General features: G+C 71.4%; 16 protein-coding genes and 1 pseudogene. 6 read left to right on the forward strand and 11 right to left on the reverse strand.

The features are described 5' to 3' along the window. Positions 1-34: 34 nt before the first annotated feature. The 4 genes and pseudogenes from GTW67_RS12645 to GTW67_RS12660 all read right to left on the reverse strand — a co-directional run bounded on the left by GTW67_RS12645 (position 35) and on the right by GTW67_RS12660 (position 5,246). A complete protein-coding gene (locus GTW67_RS12645) occupies positions 35-1,117 on the reverse strand; it encodes a polyprenyl synthetase family protein (protein WP_161164906.1) in 1,083 nt (360 codons plus the stop codon). A gap of 82 nt (positions 1,118-1,199) precedes the next feature. Then, positions 1,200-2,070 (reverse strand): annotated as a pseudogene (locus GTW67_RS12650) (ent-pimara-9(11),15-diene synthase). A 40-nt stretch (positions 2,071-2,110) separates the two neighbouring features. Beyond that, on the reverse strand, positions 2,111-3,646 hold the full coding sequence (locus tag GTW67_RS12655; protein ID WP_161164908.1) for an ent-copalyl diphosphate synthase: 1,536 nt from the start codon (positions 3,644-3,646) through the stop codon (positions 2,111-2,113). Between the two features lie 7 nt (positions 3,647-3,653). Further along, a complete protein-coding gene (locus GTW67_RS12660) occupies positions 3,654-5,246 on the reverse strand; it encodes a cytochrome P450 (RefSeq protein ID WP_346010633.1) in 1,593 nt (530 codons plus the stop codon). A 60-nt stretch (positions 5,247-5,306) separates the two neighbouring features. Here GTW67_RS12660 and GTW67_RS12665 point away from each other — a divergent pair, with 60 nt between their 5' ends. Then, positions 5,307-5,882 (forward strand): GNAT family N-acetyltransferase, encoded by a 576-nt coding sequence (locus tag GTW67_RS12665; RefSeq protein ID WP_161164910.1) that lies wholly within the window; start codon positions 5,307-5,309, stop codon positions 5,880-5,882. Here the strand turns inward: GTW67_RS12665 and GTW67_RS12670 are convergent. Then, a complete protein-coding gene (locus GTW67_RS12670; protein WP_161164911.1) occupies positions 5,860-6,783 on the reverse strand; it encodes an alpha/beta hydrolase in 924 nt (307 codons plus the stop codon). The genes GTW67_RS12665 and GTW67_RS12670 overlap by 23 nt on opposite strands. 221 nt (positions 6,784-7,004) lie before the next feature. Here GTW67_RS12670 and GTW67_RS12675 point away from each other — a divergent pair, with 221 nt between their 5' ends. From GTW67_RS12675 to GTW67_RS12685, 3 genes are all read left to right on the forward strand, one after another. After that, positions 7,005-7,226 (forward strand): MbtH family protein, encoded by a 222-nt coding sequence (locus tag GTW67_RS12675; protein WP_161164912.1) that lies wholly within the window; start codon positions 7,005-7,007, stop codon positions 7,224-7,226. Next, positions 7,223-7,723: a winged helix-turn-helix domain-containing protein gene (locus GTW67_RS38145; RefSeq protein ID WP_161164913.1), complete on the forward strand. Its 501-nt coding sequence runs from the start codon at positions 7,223-7,225 to the stop codon at positions 7,721-7,723. The genes GTW67_RS12675 and GTW67_RS38145 overlap by 4 nt, the downstream gene beginning before the upstream one ends. A gap of 89 nt (positions 7,724-7,812) precedes the next feature. Then, entirely contained in the window at positions 7,813-9,624 is a 1,812-nt protein-coding gene (locus GTW67_RS12685; protein ID WP_161164914.1) for a non-ribosomal peptide synthetase, read from the forward strand. Between the two features lie 35 nt (positions 9,625-9,659). On the opposite strand, the gene GTW67_RS12690 is transcribed toward GTW67_RS12685, so the two are convergent. From GTW67_RS12690 to GTW67_RS12715, 6 genes are all read right to left on the reverse strand, one after another. Further along, positions 9,660-10,871, reverse strand: coding sequence for a cytochrome P450 (locus tag GTW67_RS12690; protein WP_161164915.1), 1,212 nt, complete (start codon positions 10,869-10,871; stop codon positions 9,660-9,662). Positions 10,872-11,008: 137 nt separating this feature from the next. Beyond that, a complete protein-coding gene (locus GTW67_RS12695; RefSeq protein WP_161164916.1) occupies positions 11,009-11,527 on the reverse strand; it encodes an HxlR-like winged helix-turn-helix transcriptional regulator in 519 nt (172 codons plus the stop codon). Then, positions 11,524-12,072: a flavin reductase family protein gene (locus GTW67_RS12700; RefSeq protein ID WP_161164917.1), complete on the reverse strand. Its 549-nt coding sequence runs from the start codon at positions 12,070-12,072 to the stop codon at positions 11,524-11,526. Before GTW67_RS12700 ends, GTW67_RS12695 begins: the two co-directional genes overlap by 4 nt. A gap of 5 nt (positions 12,073-12,077) precedes the next feature. Next, positions 12,078-13,331 (reverse strand): pyridoxal phosphate-dependent aminotransferase, encoded by a 1,254-nt coding sequence (locus tag GTW67_RS12705; protein WP_161164918.1) that lies wholly within the window; start codon positions 13,329-13,331, stop codon positions 12,078-12,080. 41 nt (positions 13,332-13,372) lie between these two features. Further along, a complete protein-coding gene (locus GTW67_RS12710; RefSeq protein WP_161164919.1) occupies positions 13,373-14,119 on the reverse strand; it encodes an SDR family NAD(P)-dependent oxidoreductase in 747 nt (248 codons plus the stop codon). After that, the gene (locus GTW67_RS12715; RefSeq protein ID WP_161164920.1) at positions 14,116-14,883 is read right to left on the reverse strand and encodes an alpha/beta fold hydrolase; all 768 of its coding nucleotides are present in this window, start codon (positions 14,881-14,883) and stop codon (positions 14,116-14,118) included. Before GTW67_RS12715 ends, GTW67_RS12710 begins: the two co-directional genes overlap by 4 nt. A 119-nt stretch (positions 14,884-15,002) precedes the next feature. Between GTW67_RS12715 and GTW67_RS12720 the strand changes: the two genes are divergently transcribed. Further along, positions 15,003-16,610 (forward strand): (2,3-dihydroxybenzoyl)adenylate synthase, encoded by a 1,608-nt coding sequence (locus tag GTW67_RS12720; RefSeq protein ID WP_161164921.1) that lies wholly within the window; start codon positions 15,003-15,005, stop codon positions 16,608-16,610. Continuing rightward, positions 16,607-17,157 (forward strand): tryptophan 2,3-dioxygenase family protein (locus tag GTW67_RS12725; protein ID WP_161164922.1); only part of this gene is annotated, 551 nt, incomplete at its 3' end. The genes GTW67_RS12720 and GTW67_RS12725, both read left to right, overlap by 4 nt.

The raw sequence follows: 17,157 nt of genomic DNA on the forward strand, positions 1-17,157 counted from the left end.
CGTCATCCAGACTTCTAGGAAACCGGCGTGGGGTTCAGGTGGTCCTGAGCGTCGTGGTGGTGATGAAGGTGTCGAGGGTCTTCCTGACCTCGTCCGGGAACGGGGCCTCGTCCAGGACCCGCCGGGCACGCTGCACCCGGTCGGTGATCATCTGCTCCACCTTGTCGGCGGCGCCCGTGGCCCGGAGGACCCCGCGGACCGTCTCGGCACCCGCCTCGTCCAGGTCCGGGTCGCCGACCAGGGACCTCAGCACCCGCGCCTGCTCGGCGTCGGCGGCGTGGAGGGCGTGTGCCATCAGGGCCGTCGCCTTGCCCTCCCGCAGGTCGTCCAGGGTCGACTTGCCGGTCTTGGACGAGTCGCCGAAGACGCCGAGCAGGTCGTCGCGCAGTTGGAAGGCCTCGCCGATCGGAAGGGCGTAGGCGGTGCAGACGTCCAGCAGGGACTGGTCCGCTCCGGCGAGGGCCGCACCGATGTGCAGCGGCCGCTCCACGGTGTACTTGGCCGTCTTGTAGCGGATCACCGCCAGCGACCGTTCGACGTCCGCGGTGGGCTGCCCGGTGGCCAGCAGATCCCGGTACTGACCGATCATCACCTCGGTCCGCATGGCGTCCAACAGCGGCCGCGCCGCCTCCAGTTGCCGGAGGCCGAGGCCGCTGGAGTACAGCAGCTCGTCCGACCACACCATGACCAGGTCGCCCAGCAGGATCGCGCTGTTGAGGCCGAACCGCTCGGCGGTCGTGTCGTCGGCACCCGTCTCCAGCGTGCGGTGGAGGGTCGGACGGCCGCGCCGGGTGTCGGAGGCGTCCATCACGTCGTCGTGGATGAGGGCGAAGGCGTGGAAGAGTTCGAGCGAGGCCGCCGCGCCGATGACGGGCTCCGTCTCGCCGTGTCCGCCCGCCGCGTGCCAGCCCACCATGCACAGGAGCGGCCGTATGCGCTTGCCGCCCGCGGCCAGGAAGCCACGCAGGTGCTCGATGAGGGAGAGCAGGTGGACGTCCGTGTCCTCGCCGCACTTGGCGTCGAGGAAGGCGTTCAGTCGCTCGTCGATCAGGCCGCGCAGATGAACCGAGTCCAGGGCGTCGGATCCCAGCTCGTGAAGGCTGGTGGTGGGGCTCATGTGTCGTTGCTCCTGTTCGTCAAGACCGTGGGCCGCGTTCGTGAGGGGCGTGGCCCGGGAGGGAGACTGCCGAAGGGAGGCATCACTTTCTGGGCCCGGTGAGATCGCGGTCGGATCCCCATCCCCGGAAGTCGGCACCGCTGTAGAAGGTGACCGACCAGTCGAGCAGGCGGAGCAGCTCGACGGCGGGCGCGAACCCGGCCGCCGTCAGCGGGCCGAGCTGTTCCTGCGCCTTGCGGGCGTGCCGGTCGAGTTCGTCGTGCACCCAGGCGGGTGTGGTGTCGTACATCAGGATGTTGTTCTGGCCGGGCTCGGCCCGCTCCCGCTCGAAGGTGGCCAGGTCGTTGGCGAGGCGCACGGCGACCTCGATGGTCTCCAGGGCGTCGTCCAGGACCGGCAGGTGGTCGAGGAGATCGTCCCGGTCGCTGGTCGCCCAGCGCGGGAAGTGGGTGATCCACGCGTTGGAGCTGGCGGCGTACGTCAGGTACTCCCGCGGATCGGACGGGCCCTCGCCGCGGTCCCTGGCCAGGCCCGCGGTCCAGTCGTACCGCTCGCCGCGCAGGGCCTCGGCGAATCGGTCGCCCCACAGGCCGGCCAGTTTCGGGTAGTGGGGGGCACGCTCCAGAGCGGACTGCCAGTCGGACAGGGAGGCCAGCAGGGGATGGCCGTCGTCCCGGTCGCCGCCCCGGACGACGGCCTCGCAGCGGCCGAACAGGTCGTCGAGTTCGTCGAGGCTCCGGACGTTCTGCTCGACGTGGTCGTCCAGGGCGTAGGCCCACACGTACATCCGGGCCGCCGGCCGGAGTTCGTTCGCGCCGCGCCACGGGCTGATCGCCGCGGTGGAGATCGCCAGGGCCTCGATCGGCGTGGCCCCGAGGACCTGCGGGTGTTCCGCCGCCCAGGACCGCAGATCGGCCAGGACCTTCAGCGCCAGCACGGTGACGGGCACACACTGCGCCGCGGAGGGGAGGGAGAGGTCGCCGAGGGGCCGGGTCACGGTCGTGCCTGCCTCTCGGTCTCGGCCAGGCGCTGTGTCGCGGCCAGGGTGCCGAGGATCTCGGCGCGGATGACCCGGACCGGTGTGTACAGGTCCTTGTCGTGCCACAGCGGGGGATTCTCGCGATCGTCCGCGACATGGGCCGCGAGGAACGCCCTGCCCGCCCGGATCGCTTCGAGGGCCGGCCGGCCGGGGTCGGCGCGGTGGTTCAGCACCTGAAGGGCGTAGGCGGTCTCCTCGCCGGTGCCCTCCCAGCGTCCCCACGACCCGTCGGCGCGCTGGGTGCCGAGCACCCAGCGGACGGCGTCGTCCAGGGCGGCGGACGGGCGCGGCCCGTCCAGGCGGGCCATGGCGGCCGCGCCGCAGGCGGTCGCGTAGTACGGGGAGGCGTGCCACTTGTCCGTCCACCGGCCGTCCGGCTCCTGCTGCTCGACGAGCCAGTCGCCCACCCGCTCGGCGGCGCGGTCGCAGCGCGTGTCGCCCTGTCCGCGGCGGTCCGCCAGGGCGACGAGGATGTGTGCGTTCGTCGAGGTGGAGGGGGTGCGTTCGTTCGGGAAGCAGGTGAAGTACCGGCCGGTGTCGTACTCCCACAGGCAGTCGACCGGTTCCGGCTTGCCGAGGAGATCGAGGGCGTGCAGGGCGGCCGACGTGTCGTCGGAGTCGGCCGGGAGACCCGGGCCGGCGGACAGTCCGTCCGCCCCCAGCGCGGTCCGCAGCGTGTCCGCGACCTGGGCGGGGATGTCCACGTCCAGGCCGGAGCCGGACAACGCCGTCACCACCCAGGCCAGTTCGAAGTAGCTGATCGAGGTGATGCCCGAGACCGGGCCGCCGTGACGTGCCTGGGTCTGGTGCAGATACTCCAGGCACGCCTTCGCGGCGTCCGTGTGAGGGGGATCGCCCAGCCAGGCGGCGGTGGCGGCGGGGGAGGCTCCCACCGCCCCGCCCGTCGGCGTCACCGTGCCGGACCGCACGGCCGGGGCGCCGAGGGCCTCCAGCGAGTGCCAGGTCTTCTCCGGTATGCCGGTGTGCCGGCGCAGCAGCTCGCGGATCCCGTTCAGCGTTCCCGTGTCGGCCTGGAGGTCGAGACGGCCGGGCAGCTCGCCCCGGTCGTCCGTCCGGGCAAGCCGCTGGTCGATCCGCTCGATCAGCCAGGGCACCAGCAGCTCCACGGCGATGGTGTCCGGCAGTTCGACGTTCCGGGGGAACCGCCCGGTCAGCGCGGCCAGCCCCGACTCCACGGCCGCGGCGACCCGCCGCGCGTCCTGCGTGCCGGCGACGGACAGCAGGGCGTCGACGGCGCTGAGCGTGGGCAGCAGCCCGTAGGTCCCCGGCCCGCCCCACGTTCCGTCCTCGTGCTGCTGGGCCAGCAGGAACTCCACGCGCTGCCGGTGGCCCTCCAGCCAGGGCGCGGACGCCACCATGCGCGCGGTCTCGTACACCGACGGCGAGGTGAGTCCGTAGGGATCGGCGATCATCTCGTCGACGATGTCCTGAGCCGCGTCACGCAGGGCTGCGAAGGAGGTCACGTTCATGATCCGGCTACCTCTGGTCTCGGAGATCGGCGGTCGTCGCATTCCGCACCGGTTCGTGCGGGCGTTGCTTGAGCCTCATCGGAAGAGGGCCCGTCTTGAGCGTGGCGCGGGCGATGGGCCGCATCGGCCGGTCACCGACCGGGGTCAGGTCCCAGCGGCCGGCGATCCCCGCGACGGCCAGCATCGCCTCGTTGAGCGCGAACTGGTCGCCGATGCACTTCCTGCCGCCCGCGCCGAAGGGCAGCACCGACCGGCGTGCCACGTCGCTCATCGCGCCGGGCCGCCAGCGGTCCGGATCGAACCTCTCCGGCCGGGGGAACAACTCCGGGTCGTGATGCAGGATGTAGGGGCTGAGCAGGAAGGTGGTCCCCTCGGGGAACGCGTGCCCGCCGAGTTCGCAGGCCGTGGTGGTGGACCGGGTGAACATCCACGCCGGCGGATAGAGGCGAAGGCTCTCCATGAGCACCTGCCTCGTGAACGTCAGCCCGGAGAGATCCTCGAAGCGGGGCGTCCGGCCGCCGAGCACGCCGTCGACCTCCTCCCGCAGGCGGGCGGCGATCCCGGGGTGCGCGCCGAGCAGATGGAAGGTGAACGCCAGCGCCGTCGCGGTGGTCTCCGACCCGGCGATCAGCAGGATCAGGACCTGGTCGAAGATCTCCTGCGTTCCGAGCGGGGCTCCGGTGGTCTCGTCGCGCGCGTTCATCAGGCTCGCGAGCAGGCCGGGGTCCTCGTCCTTCTTGCGCCGCACCTCGTCGATGATCTCTTCGGTGAGCCTGCGCATCTCCGCTATCGCGCGGGGGTATTGCCGGTTCATCTTCGTGGGGACGAGCGACAGGACCCGTGCCGGGACGAACATGCGCCGGAAGAAGCCGTCCATGAGAATCGGCAGCCATTTCTCGACCTGGGCCACCAATGCGTGGTCCGCGGGCACCGAGAAAAGGGATCTGGTCGTGATGCGCAGAGTGAGTCTCGCCATCGCCTTGTCGACGTCGACGACCTCGCCCGAACGCCAGGAGCGCATCAGCGCTTCCGTCTCGTCCGCCATCAGCTCGGCGTAATGGCCGATGTGCCGGTGGTCGAACGACGGCTGCATCAGCGGGCGTTGCCGGCGGTGATCGGCCCAGCGGCTGGTGACCAGGCCGTTTCCCACGGCCTCGCGGCCCCGGTCGTAGAACAGGCCGCCCTTGTCGTAGAGCCGGGTGTCCTTGAGTATCTGCCGGAACAAGGCGGGATCGCAGGGCACATAGGCGTCGCCGGGACCCATCCTGACTTTCACCAGGTCGCCGAGTGCCGGGAGTGACTTCAGGAATTCCAGCGGCTGTACGAGCAGAGGTACGGCATGGCCTGCGAGTGGCAGGCTTCGAGGGGCTCTTCGGATGGCAGGTAGCTCCGGCATGGCTCCAAGTACCGCAGAAAGGGATGCCTCCCCGACAGGGGAGGAAGCCCCCCGGCCTGTCGCGCTTTCACCGCCTGTCGCGCTTGCCCGCACAGGCGCGACACGAGGCCGAAGCGCGACATGTCCGCCCGCCCGCGGGCCTTGACGGCCGGACGCCGGAGCGTCGCCAATGGGAGTCGTGCACGCGCCCATGACCGGGCGCATTCGCACACCGTCGGTGATGGCACCCTGGGGGTTGAAGTGAGCGATGTGACCGTGCGGCCCATGGCTGCCGCCGAGCTGGAAGCCGCATGCCGGATAGTCGGACTCGCCTTCGCCGACAATCCGAGCAATCTGGCCACCGTGCGCGGTGATCAGGAAAAAGCCACCCGGGCGATGGAACAGGGAACACGCATCATCAAGCTCGGGAGCCCTTTCAGCCATGTGCTCGGCGCCGAACGGGAGGGCCGGCTCGTCGGCATCCTGAACGCCGCGGAATGGCCGCACTGCCAGATGAAGCTGGGGGAGAAGCTCCGGACGGCGCCGATGATGATCCGGACGATCGGCTTCAACCTGCCCCGCGCCTTCAAGGTGATGAGTTCGCGGGCCCGGCACGAGCCCCGCGAGGCCCACTGGCACATCGGACCGGTCGCCGTCCACCCGGACGAGCAGGGGCACGGGGTCGGGTCGGCGCTGCTCAGGACGTTCCTCGACGGCGTCGACAAGCAGGGGACACCCGTCTTCCTCCAGACGGATGTCGACCGCAACGTCGTGCTCTACCAGAAGTTCGGCTTCGAGATCGTCTCCCGGGAGACGATCCTCGACGTCGACACCCGCTTCATGTGGCGCGCGGCGCGCTGACCGGCCTCAGCACCGCGTGCAGCTCCTCGGCGACCAGCCGGCTGCACGCGGCTGCCGCGGGCACCATGTCCTGCATCAGGAAATAGCCGTGGACGAGACCCAGCCCGGGGACATGGCGTACGGAGACGCCCGAGGCCGCCAGCTTCTCGGCCAGCCGCACCCCCTCGTCGTGGAGCGGATCGAACTCCGCCGTGGCCAGCACCGTCGGCGGCAGGCCCCGCAGGTCGGCGTTGAGCAGGTCGACGGCGGGATCGCCGCGGCGCTCCGGGTCGGGGACGTACATCTCGTAGTTCCACGCCATGTCCTCGACGCTCAGCAGATACCCCTCGGCGTGGTCGCAGGCCGCGGCGATCCGCAGGCTCGGGTCCACCGGCGGGTACACCAGCAGCAGCGCGGCGAGGTCCGGGCCCCCGGTGTCGCGCGCGTCCAGGGCGACACCCAGCGACAGACTGCCCCCCGCGCTGTCGCCGGCCACCACGTGCTCACGGCCCGGGAACGACTCGGCCGTCCAGCGGGTCGCGGCGACGGCGTCGCGCAGCGGAGTGGGGTAGGGGAACTCCGGGGGCTGCCGGTAGCCGGCCGAGACGACGACGGAGCCCAGCGACGCCGCGAGCATCCGGCAGGCCCGGTCGTGGCTGTCGAGGTCGCCCAAGACCCAGCCGCCACCGTGCAGGAAAGTGATCACCCGGCGCTCGTCCGATTCCGGGGTGTACACCCTGCACCGGATCGAGGAGCCGTCCTCGGTGGCGATCGTGCGATCGACGGCGGCCACGGCCGCGCGGGGGAGTCCGTCCTCCCGGTGGGGGCGTGCCGAGCTCGCCCGGTACCGCTCACGGGCCTGCTCGACCGTCAGGGCGCGATCCGGAACCGGCGGCCCCCCGGCACGCTGCCAGGCGATCAAGCTGCGTAAAAAACGGTCCAAAGGCATCGCGGGCCCCCTGCGGGCTGGTTCACGGAATCGATGATTAATGATAAATGGTTCGTTCCGGAAGAACCATGGTGAAGATCGCTCAAAAGGTAATGCGGATTGCACGGTTGCATATGGATATTTAATGCTTCTCTGGTTCGGGGCGTTGCTGTACCTTCGAGAGGTGGTTCCAGTCGGGGGAGAGGGTTGCGCGCATGTTCAATCCATTCGAGGACGACAGCCGAGAATATCTGGCGCTATGCAATGACGAAGAGCAGTATTCGCTCTGGCCGCAGGGAATAGCAATTCCCGCAGGCTGGCGCACGGTGTACGGGCCGGCCACGCAGGAGGAGGTCCTCGACCGTATCGAACGGTCCTGGACGGACATGCGGCCCAAGAGTCTGCGGAACGCGGGCGGGCAAGGAGAATGTCCGTGACCGCCGATGTGAAGAGCTGGGTGAGATTCGTCCGCTGGCCCGCCGAGAGCAAGATCCGTGAGGAGTGCCGGGCACGACGGCGGCTGTGCCTCCTGGTCGTGGAGCACGGCGCTCCGCCGCCGGAACGGATCGGACTCTACGAGGACTGGGTGCGCCCGCCCATCGTCCCGGAGGATCTCCAGGCCCGGGTCAGCCAGTTGGAGGCCCGGGTCGTCCTCAACGAGAAGCCCGTGCTCGACCCGGCGGGCATCCTCTTCTTCCGGGACTCGTCCGTCACCCTCTCCATGCTCCAGTGCGAGATCCTGTCCCCGCTGATCTCCCGGTACTGCCAGGTGGTCTACCGCAACGAACTGGGGAAGATCCTGGAGCAGTGCGGAGCCAGCGCGTCCAGCAACGCGATCGACCTGCACGTGCTCCGGCTGCGCCGGCGCCTCCAGCCCCTCGGCCTGACCCTGCGCAACGTCTGGGGACGCGGCTTCACCGTCGAGCCGAACTAGCAGCGCCGGCCGAACCGGGGTGTCCGACACCCCTGCGCCGCGCACCACTTTCACAGCCATCACGCCGGAAGCCCGCGTCGGAGGCGGAGTTGAGACTTCTCTCGGATTTCTTCGAGTCCCAGGTTGCCGAGGTGCCCGGTGCTCCGGCGGTCCTCTTCGGTGACACCGTCATCGACTACGCGGAGCTGAACGCCCGCGCCAACCGTCTCGCCAGACGGCTGATCGCGGCCGGCGCCGGACCCGACCGCCTGGTCGCGATCGCCGTGCCGCGTTCGGAGCGGCTGATCGTCGCGGTGCTCGCCGTACTGAAGGCCGGCGGCGCGTATCTCCCGCTCGACCCGGCCTATCCGGCCGACCGGCTGACGCACATGGTCACGGACGCCGAACCGGTCATGCTGCTGCGCACGGAGGACGTCACCTCGCTGCGCCTGGACGTGCCCGAGCTCGTGCTCGACGACCCGTCCTTCGAGGCCGCCTGCGAGCAGGAGAGCGGCGCCGACGTCACGCAGGACGAGCGCCGCGCACCGCTGCACCCGGCCCATCTGATGTACGTCATCTACACCTCCGGTTCGACCGGCGTGCCCAAGGGCGTCGCCGTCACCCACTCCGGCGTGGCCGACCTGGTCTCGACCCAGGCGAGGGTGTTCGGGGTCCGCCCCGGCGAGCGGGTGCTGCAATGGGCCTCCTTCAGCTTCGACGCCTGGTTCTGGGACTTCACGCTGGCCCTGCTGAACGGCGGGGCACTCGTCATGGCCGAGCAGCACGACCTGATGCCGGGGGAGTCGCTGCGCGAGACCATGCTGAAACACCGGGTCGACCACGCGGTCATGCCGCCGGTGGCGCTCGGCGTCACCGACAGCGAGGGGCTGCTGACCGGTGGCACGATCACCTCCACCGGCGACGTCTGCACGAGGTCCCTGGCGGCGGAGTGGTCCAAGGGCAGACGCCTCTACAACGGATACGGCCCGACCGAGGTGACCGTGGGCGCGTCGATCGGCGGGCCGATCGACGGCGTACAGGAGGACGTGTCCATCGGGACGCCGTGGGACGGCGGCACGGTGTACGTGCTCGACGGGTCGCTGGGCGACCTGCGCGACGGCACGGACGGGGAGCTGTATCTGGCGGGCTCGGGCGTGGCCCGGGGCTATCTCAACCGCCCGGGCCTGACCGCGTCCCGCTTCGTCGCGGATCCGTACGGCCCGCCCGGCAGCAGGATGTACCGGTCGGGCGACCGGGGCCGGCGCGGCGCCGACGGTGAGCTGTTCTTCACCGGCCGGGTAGACCACCAGGTCAAGGTGCGCGGCTTCCGCGTCGAACTGGGCGAGGTCGAGGCCCGGTTGGAGAGCCACCGGGCCGTGGAGATCGTCGTCGCGGTGGTGAGCGGCGAGGACGCCTCCTCCCAGCGCATCGTCGCCTACGTCAAGCCCTCGGCGCGCCACGAGGTGACCGGGGACGAGCTGCGCGAGCACGCCCGCGAGGCCCTGCCCGAGCACATGGTCCCGTCGGCCGTCGTCATGCTGGACCGGTTCCCGACCCTGCTGAACGGAAAGATCGACCGCCGGGAACTGGAGGAGCGGGCGGCGCGCCTCGCGCTCGACGCCACGACACCCGGCACCGGGGTCCCCGCGGACGAGGTCGGGGACGAGGGCGGGGCGGGATCGTACGAGCGGATCCTCTGCGCCATGGTGAACGAGATCCTGAAGATCGGCCACGCGGCGCCCGGGGACAACTTCTTCGACCTGGGCGGCCACTCGGTGCTCGCCGCGCAGCTGGCCCGGCGGGTGCGCTCGGAGCTGGGCGTGGCCGTGCCGATGCGCGACATGCTCGCGGCCGCGGACATCGCGGAGCTGGCGGACATCGTCGAGCGGACCGAGCGGACCGAGCGGACCGAGCGCGCCTGAGCCGACCGAGCGGACCGAGCGCGCCTGAGCCGGCGTCAGCGGCCCTCGAAGCGCACCGGCAGGTCGTCGTAGCCGTTGAGGAAGTTCGAGTAGACCGGCCGGGGCGTGCCGCACAGCTCCATCCGGCCGACCTGGGCGACCAGGGCGGTGAGCAGCATCCTCAGCTCCGCGCGGGCGAGGAACGCGCCCAGGCAGTAGTGCGGGCCGTGGCCGAACGAGAGGTGCTTGTTGGGCGAGCGGGACAGCGTGAACCGGCGCGGCTCGTCGAAGACCGTCTCGTCGTTGTTGGCGGAGACGGTCCACAGCGTGACGATGTCGCCGGCGCGCACCGCGTGGCCGTCGATCTCCAGGTCCCTGAGGGCGGTGCGGGCCACATGGAAGGAGGGCGTCGACCAGCGCAGGACCTCCTCCACCGCCGACTCGACGGAGACCTCGCCCGTCCGCAGGGCCCGCCACTGGCCGGGATGGTCGATGAGGGCGAGCACCCCGCTGATCGCCGAGACCCGGGACGTCTCGTCACCGCCGAGGATCAGGCTGTAGCAGTTGACCGCGAGCTCCTCGACGGTGAGCGGGCGGCCCTCCACCTCGGCGGCGGCGAGCAGGCTGATGACATCGTCACCGGGCCGGTCGCGGCGCTCCTGCGCCAGGTCCATGAAATAGAGCACGATCTCGTTGCGGGCGGCGATCGCGTCGAGCTCGTCGTACGCGGCGTCGACCGACGAGAGCGCCCGCTTGTTCCAGCGCAGCAACTCCTCGCGGTCCGCGGCCGGGACGGACAGCAGATCGCAGATCGTGTTCATCGGGATCCGGTCGGCGATCTCGGCGGCGAAGTCGAAGGTGCCCCGCCCGACGACCGAGGACACCAGCTCGGTGGTGCGCCGCCCGACCTCCTCGACGACCTCGCCCAGGACCCGCGGGGTGAACGAGCTGAACAGGAGGTTGCGCAGGGGCCGGTGGCGCGGGGCGTCGGTCACCGCCACCATGCTCCCGCCGGCCGAGTCGTCGCCGCGCAGGACGACGTCGAGGACGTTGCCGCGGGCGGAGCCGAGGGCCTCGTCGGTGTACAGCGGCTGCACATCGGCGTACCGCGACACCACCCAGAAACCCGGGTTGCGGTCGGTTGCCTCGTGCCAGTGGACGGGATTGCGGGCCCGCACGTCACGCCAGTACGCGTGCACGTCGTTGTCGACGAACGCGGCCGGATCGGTGAGGTCCAGAGAGCGTGCGCCGAGGTCGGTCGGGTGCATGTCCGACGGTTCCTTCCCGCTGGGTGGAGCGCCCCGGAGGAGTCCGGGCCGCGCGGCCGTCGGCCGTACGCCGGGGCGTACGGCCGACGGGCGGATCACCGGCCCGCAGGGTGCGGCCGGTTCGGTGGCCGTGCGGGTCACCGCCCGGCCCGGGCCTCCGGATAGCGGGCGGCGACCTGTTCGCCGGCCTTCGGGCCACGGGCGAAGACGAAGCCGGGGGTGTCGACCCGGCGGCCGGTCGCCCGGTCGACCACGACCGGGTCCACCTCCCGGCCCGTCTCCTCGTCGACCAGGACGACGCTGCGGTCCTCCGGGGCCAGCCGGTGGTTCCCGAAGGCCGCCATCACCAGGAGGAGCGGGCGCAGCGAGCGGCCCAGCTCGGTGGCCCGGTACGCCGGGTCGCCCGGCTCGGCGGTGTCGATGGCGGTGACGTCAGAGGTGTCGTCGGCGGTGTCGTCGGCCTCCAGCAGACCCTTCGCCCTCAGCGCGGCGATCCGGTCCGCCAGGACGTCGGCGGGAGTCTCCAGATCCCGGCGGATCGCGGAGAAGCGGGTGTGGCCGCCGAGGACCACGTGCAGGATCTCCAGGGTCCACCACTGGTCGATGACCTCGACCGTACGGGCCAGCGGGCAGTCGGGGACGCGTGCCCGGGTCACCGTCCGCTCCCGTCGCCGGCCGCGTCCGGCAGCGACCAGTACCGCCGCATCCCGTGCAGCAGCGGACCGGCCGGCCGGGTCGCGTGGCTCGCCACCCGGTGCACCCGGCCGAAGACCACGACATGGTCCCCGACCGTCAGCGTCTCGCTGACCTCGCAGTCCGCGATCGTATGGGCGTCCTCGGTCAGATGGGGGACCCCGGACTCCGGGTCCGGGACCCAGGCGGCCTTCTCGAACCGGTCCGGGGCCCCCGACGAGAACAGCCGCGCCACCGGTTCGGCCCGGTCGTGCAGCAGGTTGACGGCGAACGCGGACGTGCGCAGCAACGCGGCCAGCGTCGGACTCCGGTCCCGCAGGCAGACCAGCAGGGTGGCCGGCTGGAGCGAGACGCCGCACAACGAGGAGCAGGTCATGCCCCACGGCTCGGCATCGGGCCCCAGGGTGGTCACGATCGTGACGCCGACCGGATGCGCCGTCATGAGGGAACGGAAGGCCGCCGGGTCGACGGTCGTCCGGGTCGCCGTGACGGCCGGGGAGTTCGCCATGCCGGTCATCCCTTCGCTTCGGCGGCGCATTCCTCGACGAACTCGATGATCCGCCGCACACCGGTCTCCAACGCCACCGGATCCACGCAGAACGCGATCCGGACCAGATGCCGTGCCCAGGGCGCGTAGTCGTGGGAGCGGATGCGGCCCCGGTCGTCGACGTCGGGGCGCATGGCGAACCCGTTGCCGGCCACCACCGCGACGCCCTTGCGCTCCAGCAGCCGCATCGCGAACGACTCGGCGTCCAGGCCGGACCGGGTCACGTCGAGCATCGCGTACCAGCCGCCGGCGGGCAGCTCCCGCAGCAGCCCGGCCTTGATCAGCGGCGGCAGCGCCACGTCCCGGTTGCGCTGCACCAGCTTGCGGTTGGCCGCCGTCGAGTCCGCCCGGCCGTTCAGCGCGGCGATGCCCGCGTGCTGCACCGGGGTCGACGTGCCGATGATCCCGGCCTCCTGGACGACCTTCATGACGTCGGCCATGCGGTCGGTGGCCGGCGCCACGTAGCCCAGCCGGTAGCCGGTCATCGCGAAGCCCTTGGAAAAGGTGAAGACGCTGTGCACGATCCGCTCGGCGACCGGGACCTCACGCTCGAAGGAGGCGACCGAGATGTGCTCCCCCTCGTAGCAGAAGTGCTCGTAGGCCTCGTCGCTGATGACCTGCCAGCGGTTTCGGCGCGCCAGGTCCAGCAGGGCGCGGATCTCGTCGCCGTCGAGGACGGCTCCGGTCGGGTTGGCCGGCGAGTTGATCAGGAGGACCCGGGTGCGGGGCGTCGCGGCGGCCGCGATCCGCTCGGGATCGGGCCGGAAGTCGGGGCCGAGCGGATACAGCACCGGCCGGAAGCCCGCGAGCAGGCTCTGCTGGAGGTGGACCGGCCAGTGCAGCTCCGGCAGCAGGATCTCCGCGCCGGGCTCGGCGAGCGCCTGGAGGAGGCCGGTCAGACCCTGGGCCGAACCGGGCGAGATCAGCACCCTGTCGACGTCGCTGTCCAGACCGTTGTCCGTACGCAGCTTCTCGGCCACCGCCTCCCGCAGCGCGGGCAGGCCCTCGACCCCGGTGTACTTGGTGTCGCCGCGCCGCACGGCGTCCACGAAGGCCTGGGCGACGTCTTCGGACGGATCGAAATACGGGTCGCCGACGTGCAGCTTCACCACGTCGACGCCGGTCTCCTTCGCGAGCCTCTCCGCGGCCCAGAAGATGCTGACCAGGCAGGACGAAGGAATGGAGCCGGCGACGGACCTGTTCTCCGAACTCACGCTCATACCCCTTTGTTTGCGGAAGTGTTCTCGGCCGGGTGGCCGGGTCATGCCGTGCGTCCGCCGTCGACGGGCATCAGGGCGCCGGTGACCCAGCCCGACACCTCCGGGTCGATCAGCAGGCAGACCCACCGGCCGACCTCCTGGTCCTCCCCGAAGCGCCCCATCGGGGTCGACGCGATCAGCCCCGCCCGCAGCCGCTCGGCGCCGGCCGCGTCCAGGCCGGTCCCGTCCCACATCGGCGTCAGCACCGGACCGGGCAGGACGGCGTTCACCCGCACGTCCGGCGCGAGCTCCACCGCCAGGGAACGGGTCAGGCTGTTGAGGGCCGCCTTGGTCGCACCGTAGAAGGCCCGCCCCGGCATGGCCAGGACGCCTCCGACGGACGAGACGTTGACGACGCTGCCCCGGCGTTCCCGAAGCTGCGGCAGGGCGCGGCGGACCAGTTCGGCGGGCGCACGGACGTTGACGGCGAACATCGCGTCGAACAGCGCGGGGTCGGCCGCGTCCAGGGCGCCGAACCGGGCCAGGCCGGCGTTGTTGACCACGGCGTCGATCCCGCCGAACCTGTCCGTCGCGGCGGCGACGATCCGTTCGGCGGCCCCGGGCGCGGCGACGTCCTGTGCCACGACGTGGACCGCGTCCCCGAACCGCTCGGCCAGTTCCCGCAGCGGTTCCTCGCGGCGGCCGACCACCGTGACGCCGGCGCCCTCCTTGAGCGCGCATTCCGCGATGCCCCGGCCGATGCCCGTGGCCGCGCCGGTGATGATGACGGACTTTCCGGCAAGGGTCATGGCAGCGTCGCGCCTTCCAGGAGGACTCCGGTGATGTCGGCGATCAGTTCCGAGGGCTCCAGGAGCACTCCGAAGTGCCCGCCGGGCCTGCCCCGCACGCTGGTCCGGCCGGTGGTGACCGCGGCCCAGGGCTCCACCCGCGCGGCGTCCACCAGCGGGTCCTCGGTGTTGTAGTGGCAGTGGACCGGGCAGTCCAGCGGCTCAGGACGCGTCGGCGGCCGGTAGGTCTCGGTGAGTGCGATGTACGCCCGCAGGACCGGCAGCAGCAGCTCGCGCAGCTCCAGGTCGTCCGCGATCGACGGGTCGATCCCGCCGAAGTCCCGCAGGGCTGACCAGAGTTCGGCGTCGCCGGTGAGGTGCATCCGGCCGCCGAGCGCCTGCCCCGGCGCGAGCGAACCGGAGACGACCAGTCCGTGTGCGGGCCGGCCGTCGGCCTGGAGCTGTCTCGCCGTCTCGTACGCGGCCAGGGCGCCCAGGCTGTGCCCGTACAGGACGCAGCGGGCCGGCTCCCGCCGGGAGAGTTCGGCGGCCACGCTCGACGCGATCTGGGCGACGGAGCCCGCGGGCGACTCGCGGATGCGGTCCGCCTGGCCCGGATACTGCACGGCGAGCAGTTCGACGCCCGCCGGCAGCGCGGAGGACCAGTCGCGGTAGGCCGCCGCGGTACCGCCGGAGTAGGGGAAGCACACCAGCCGGGCCGTCGGGCGCTCCTCGCCGCCGATGACCCGCACCCAGTTCCGACCCTGCGCTCGCACTCGGTTCACGACACGAGGTTCGCCAAGCCGTCGGCCTCCCCGGCCAAAACTTTCAAAGCTCTGTTGGGGACTGATGCGGCCGCGGAGCGCCTGCCCGACTCTGAAGGCGTCGCAACCGAGGAGGACGCATGCTGGACGGGTTCGTGCCGTGGCCACCCGACTTCGCGGACAGATACCGGCGAGCCGGCTACTGGACGGGTGTGCCCCTTTGGCAACGGCTGGCCGACAGTGCCGAGCGCCACCCGCACAAGACCGCCGCCGTGGACGGCAGACGCCGGGTCACCTACACGGAGTTGCTCGACGAGGCCGACCGTATCGCGTCCGGCCTGGCGGAGCTCGGGGTGCGCCGGCACGACCGGGTCGTGCTGCATCTGCCGAACGTCATCGAATTCCTTTCCACCATGATCGGGCTGTTCCGCATCGGCGCCATCCCCGTGATGGCGCTGCCCGGACACCGCCGGGACGAGATCCTCCACCTGGTCCGCGCCTCGCAGGCGGTGGCCTACGTCGGCCCGGACCGGCTCCAGGGCTTCGACCACCGCGAACTGGCCCGCCAGGTGCGCGCCGACGCGCCGGGGCTGCGGCACATCGTGATCGCCGGAGAGGCGGAGGAGCACATCCCGCTGTCCCGGCTCCTCGCCGGCACGCCCCGGGAGATGGAGCCGGTCGACGCCTCCGAAGTGGCGCTGCTGCTGCTGTCCGGCGGGACCACCGGGGCGCCGAAGCTGATCCCCCGGACCCACGACGACTACGCGTACAACATGCTCGCGTGCGCCGAGGCGACCGGGTTCGGCGAGGAGAGCGTCTACCTCGCCGCGAACCCCGTACCGCACAACGCCGCGCTCGGCTGCCCCGGCGTGCTGGGCGCGCTGCTCGTCGGCGGAAAGGCCGTGCTGGCCGCCAACCCCAGCCCCGGCCTGGTGTTCCCGCTCATCGGGAGGGAGGGCGTCACGCACACCGCGCTGGTGCCCGCCCTGGCGCTGCTCTGGGCGGAGCAGGCGCTCGGCGACCCGGTCGACATGACCGGCATGACGATCCAGGTGGGCAGTTCGAAGTTCGGCCCCAACGCGGCGGAGAGGGTCGGCAAGAACCTCGGCTGCCGGATCATGAACGTGTTCGGCACCGCCGAGGGACTGATCACCCACACCCGGCTCGACGATCCGCAGGAGGTCGTCTTCGGCACCGAGGGCAGACCGCTGTCCCCCGACGACGAGATCAGGATCGTCGACGCCGACGACCACGAGGTCGCCCCCGGCACGACCGGCGAACTGCTCACCCGGGGCCCGTACACGATCCGCGGCTACTTCGCCGGACCGGAGGCCAACCGCCGGTCGTTCACCACCGACGGGTTCTACCGCACCGGCGACCTGGCCCGCACGACCGAAGACGGGAACATCGTCATCGAGGGCCGGCTGAAGGACATCATCCACCACCTCGGCGAGAAGGTCTCCGCCGAGGAGGTCGAGAGCCATGTGCTGACCCACCCGCTGGTCCGGGACGCCGCGGTCGTCGGTGTACCGGACGAGGAACGCGACGAGCGCCTCTGCGTGTTCGTCGTCCTCACCGCGGGCATCGACGCCGGGGCGCTCTCGCTGCGCACGGTCAGGGAGCACATCCGCGATCGCGGGCTCGCGACCTACAAGCTGCCGGACGACCTGGTCGTCGTGCCCGACTTCCCCCGCACGCCCGTCGGGAAGATCGACAAGAAGCTGCTGCGCGAGGAGCGGACGCGGTGAGCGACGGGGCGGAAGCCGGCCACTGTCCGGCGTACGGAGAACGACTGCGGCTGGACGAGCTCCTTGAGGTCGCCCGGGTGCACGAGACCCCGGAACGCGCCCTGTTCTTCGGCGCCCACCAGGCCTGCGAGATCTGGTTCGCCGTCGTCCTGCGCCACCTGGAGGCCGCCCGCCGGGCGCTCACCGAAGGGCAGGGCGCCAAGGCCTGCGCACATCTCGACCGGCTGCCCCGGATCATGGCGGCGATCGCCCAGCACTTCGACGCCCTGCACGCGTTGACGCCGGACGAGTTCGACGCCGTCCGGGCGACGCTCGGGACCTCCAGCGGCTTCCAGTCCGTCCAGTTCCGCGAGATCGAGTTCCTGTGCGGGGCCAGGGACCGGCGGATGCTGAACATCGCCGGGCTGACCGACCGCGACCGGGCCCGGCTGCTCGCACGTCTCGACGAGCGGTCGCTGGACGCCGCGTTCGCCGCGTACCGCGACCGGGCCGGCGAGGACGTCAAGCGGATCCATGACGCGATGGCCGCCTTCGACGCCTCGATGCA

It is taken from the genome of Streptomyces sp. SID5910 (assembly GCF_009862125.1).
Taxonomy (GTDB): domain Bacteria; phylum Actinomycetota; class Actinomycetes; order Streptomycetales; family Streptomycetaceae; genus Streptomyces.

What these genes read in the sequence shown, in the direction of transcription:
- GTW67_RS12645 (WP_161164906.1), bottom strand. Translation starts at nt 1,117, where the DNA reads ATGAGCCCCACCACCAGCCTTCACGAGCTGGGATCCGACGCCCTGGAC.
- GTW67_RS12705 (WP_161164918.1), bottom strand. Translation starts at nt 13,331, where the DNA reads ATGAGCGTGAGTTCGGAGAACAGGTCCGTCGCCGGCTCCATTCCTTCG.
- GTW67_RS12700 (WP_161164917.1), bottom strand. Translation starts at nt 12,072, where the DNA reads ATGGCGAACTCCCCGGCCGTCACGGCGACCCGGACGACCGTCGACCCG.
- GTW67_RS12655 (WP_161164908.1), bottom strand. Translation starts at nt 3,646, where the DNA reads ATGAACGTGACCTCCTTCGCAGCCCTGCGTGACGCGGCTCAGGACATC.
- GTW67_RS12665 (WP_161164910.1), top strand. Translation starts at nt 5,307, where the DNA reads ATGGCTGCCGCCGAGCTGGAAGCCGCATGCCGGATAGTCGGACTCGCC.
- GTW67_RS12720 (WP_161164921.1), top strand. Translation starts at nt 15,003, where the DNA reads ATGCTGGACGGGTTCGTGCCGTGGCCACCCGACTTCGCGGACAGATAC.
- GTW67_RS12675 (WP_161164912.1), top strand. Translation starts at nt 7,005, where the DNA reads ATGTTCAATCCATTCGAGGACGACAGCCGAGAATATCTGGCGCTATGC.
- GTW67_RS12710 (WP_161164919.1), bottom strand. Translation starts at nt 14,119, where the DNA reads ATGACCCTTGCCGGAAAGTCCGTCATCATCACCGGCGCGGCCACGGGC.
- GTW67_RS12660 (WP_346010633.1), bottom strand. Translation starts at nt 5,246, where the DNA reads ATGCGCCCGGTCATGGGCGCGTGCACGACTCCCATTGGCGACGCTCCG.
- GTW67_RS12690 (WP_161164915.1), bottom strand. Translation starts at nt 10,871, where the DNA reads ATGCACCCGACCGACCTCGGCGCACGCTCTCTGGACCTCACCGATCCG.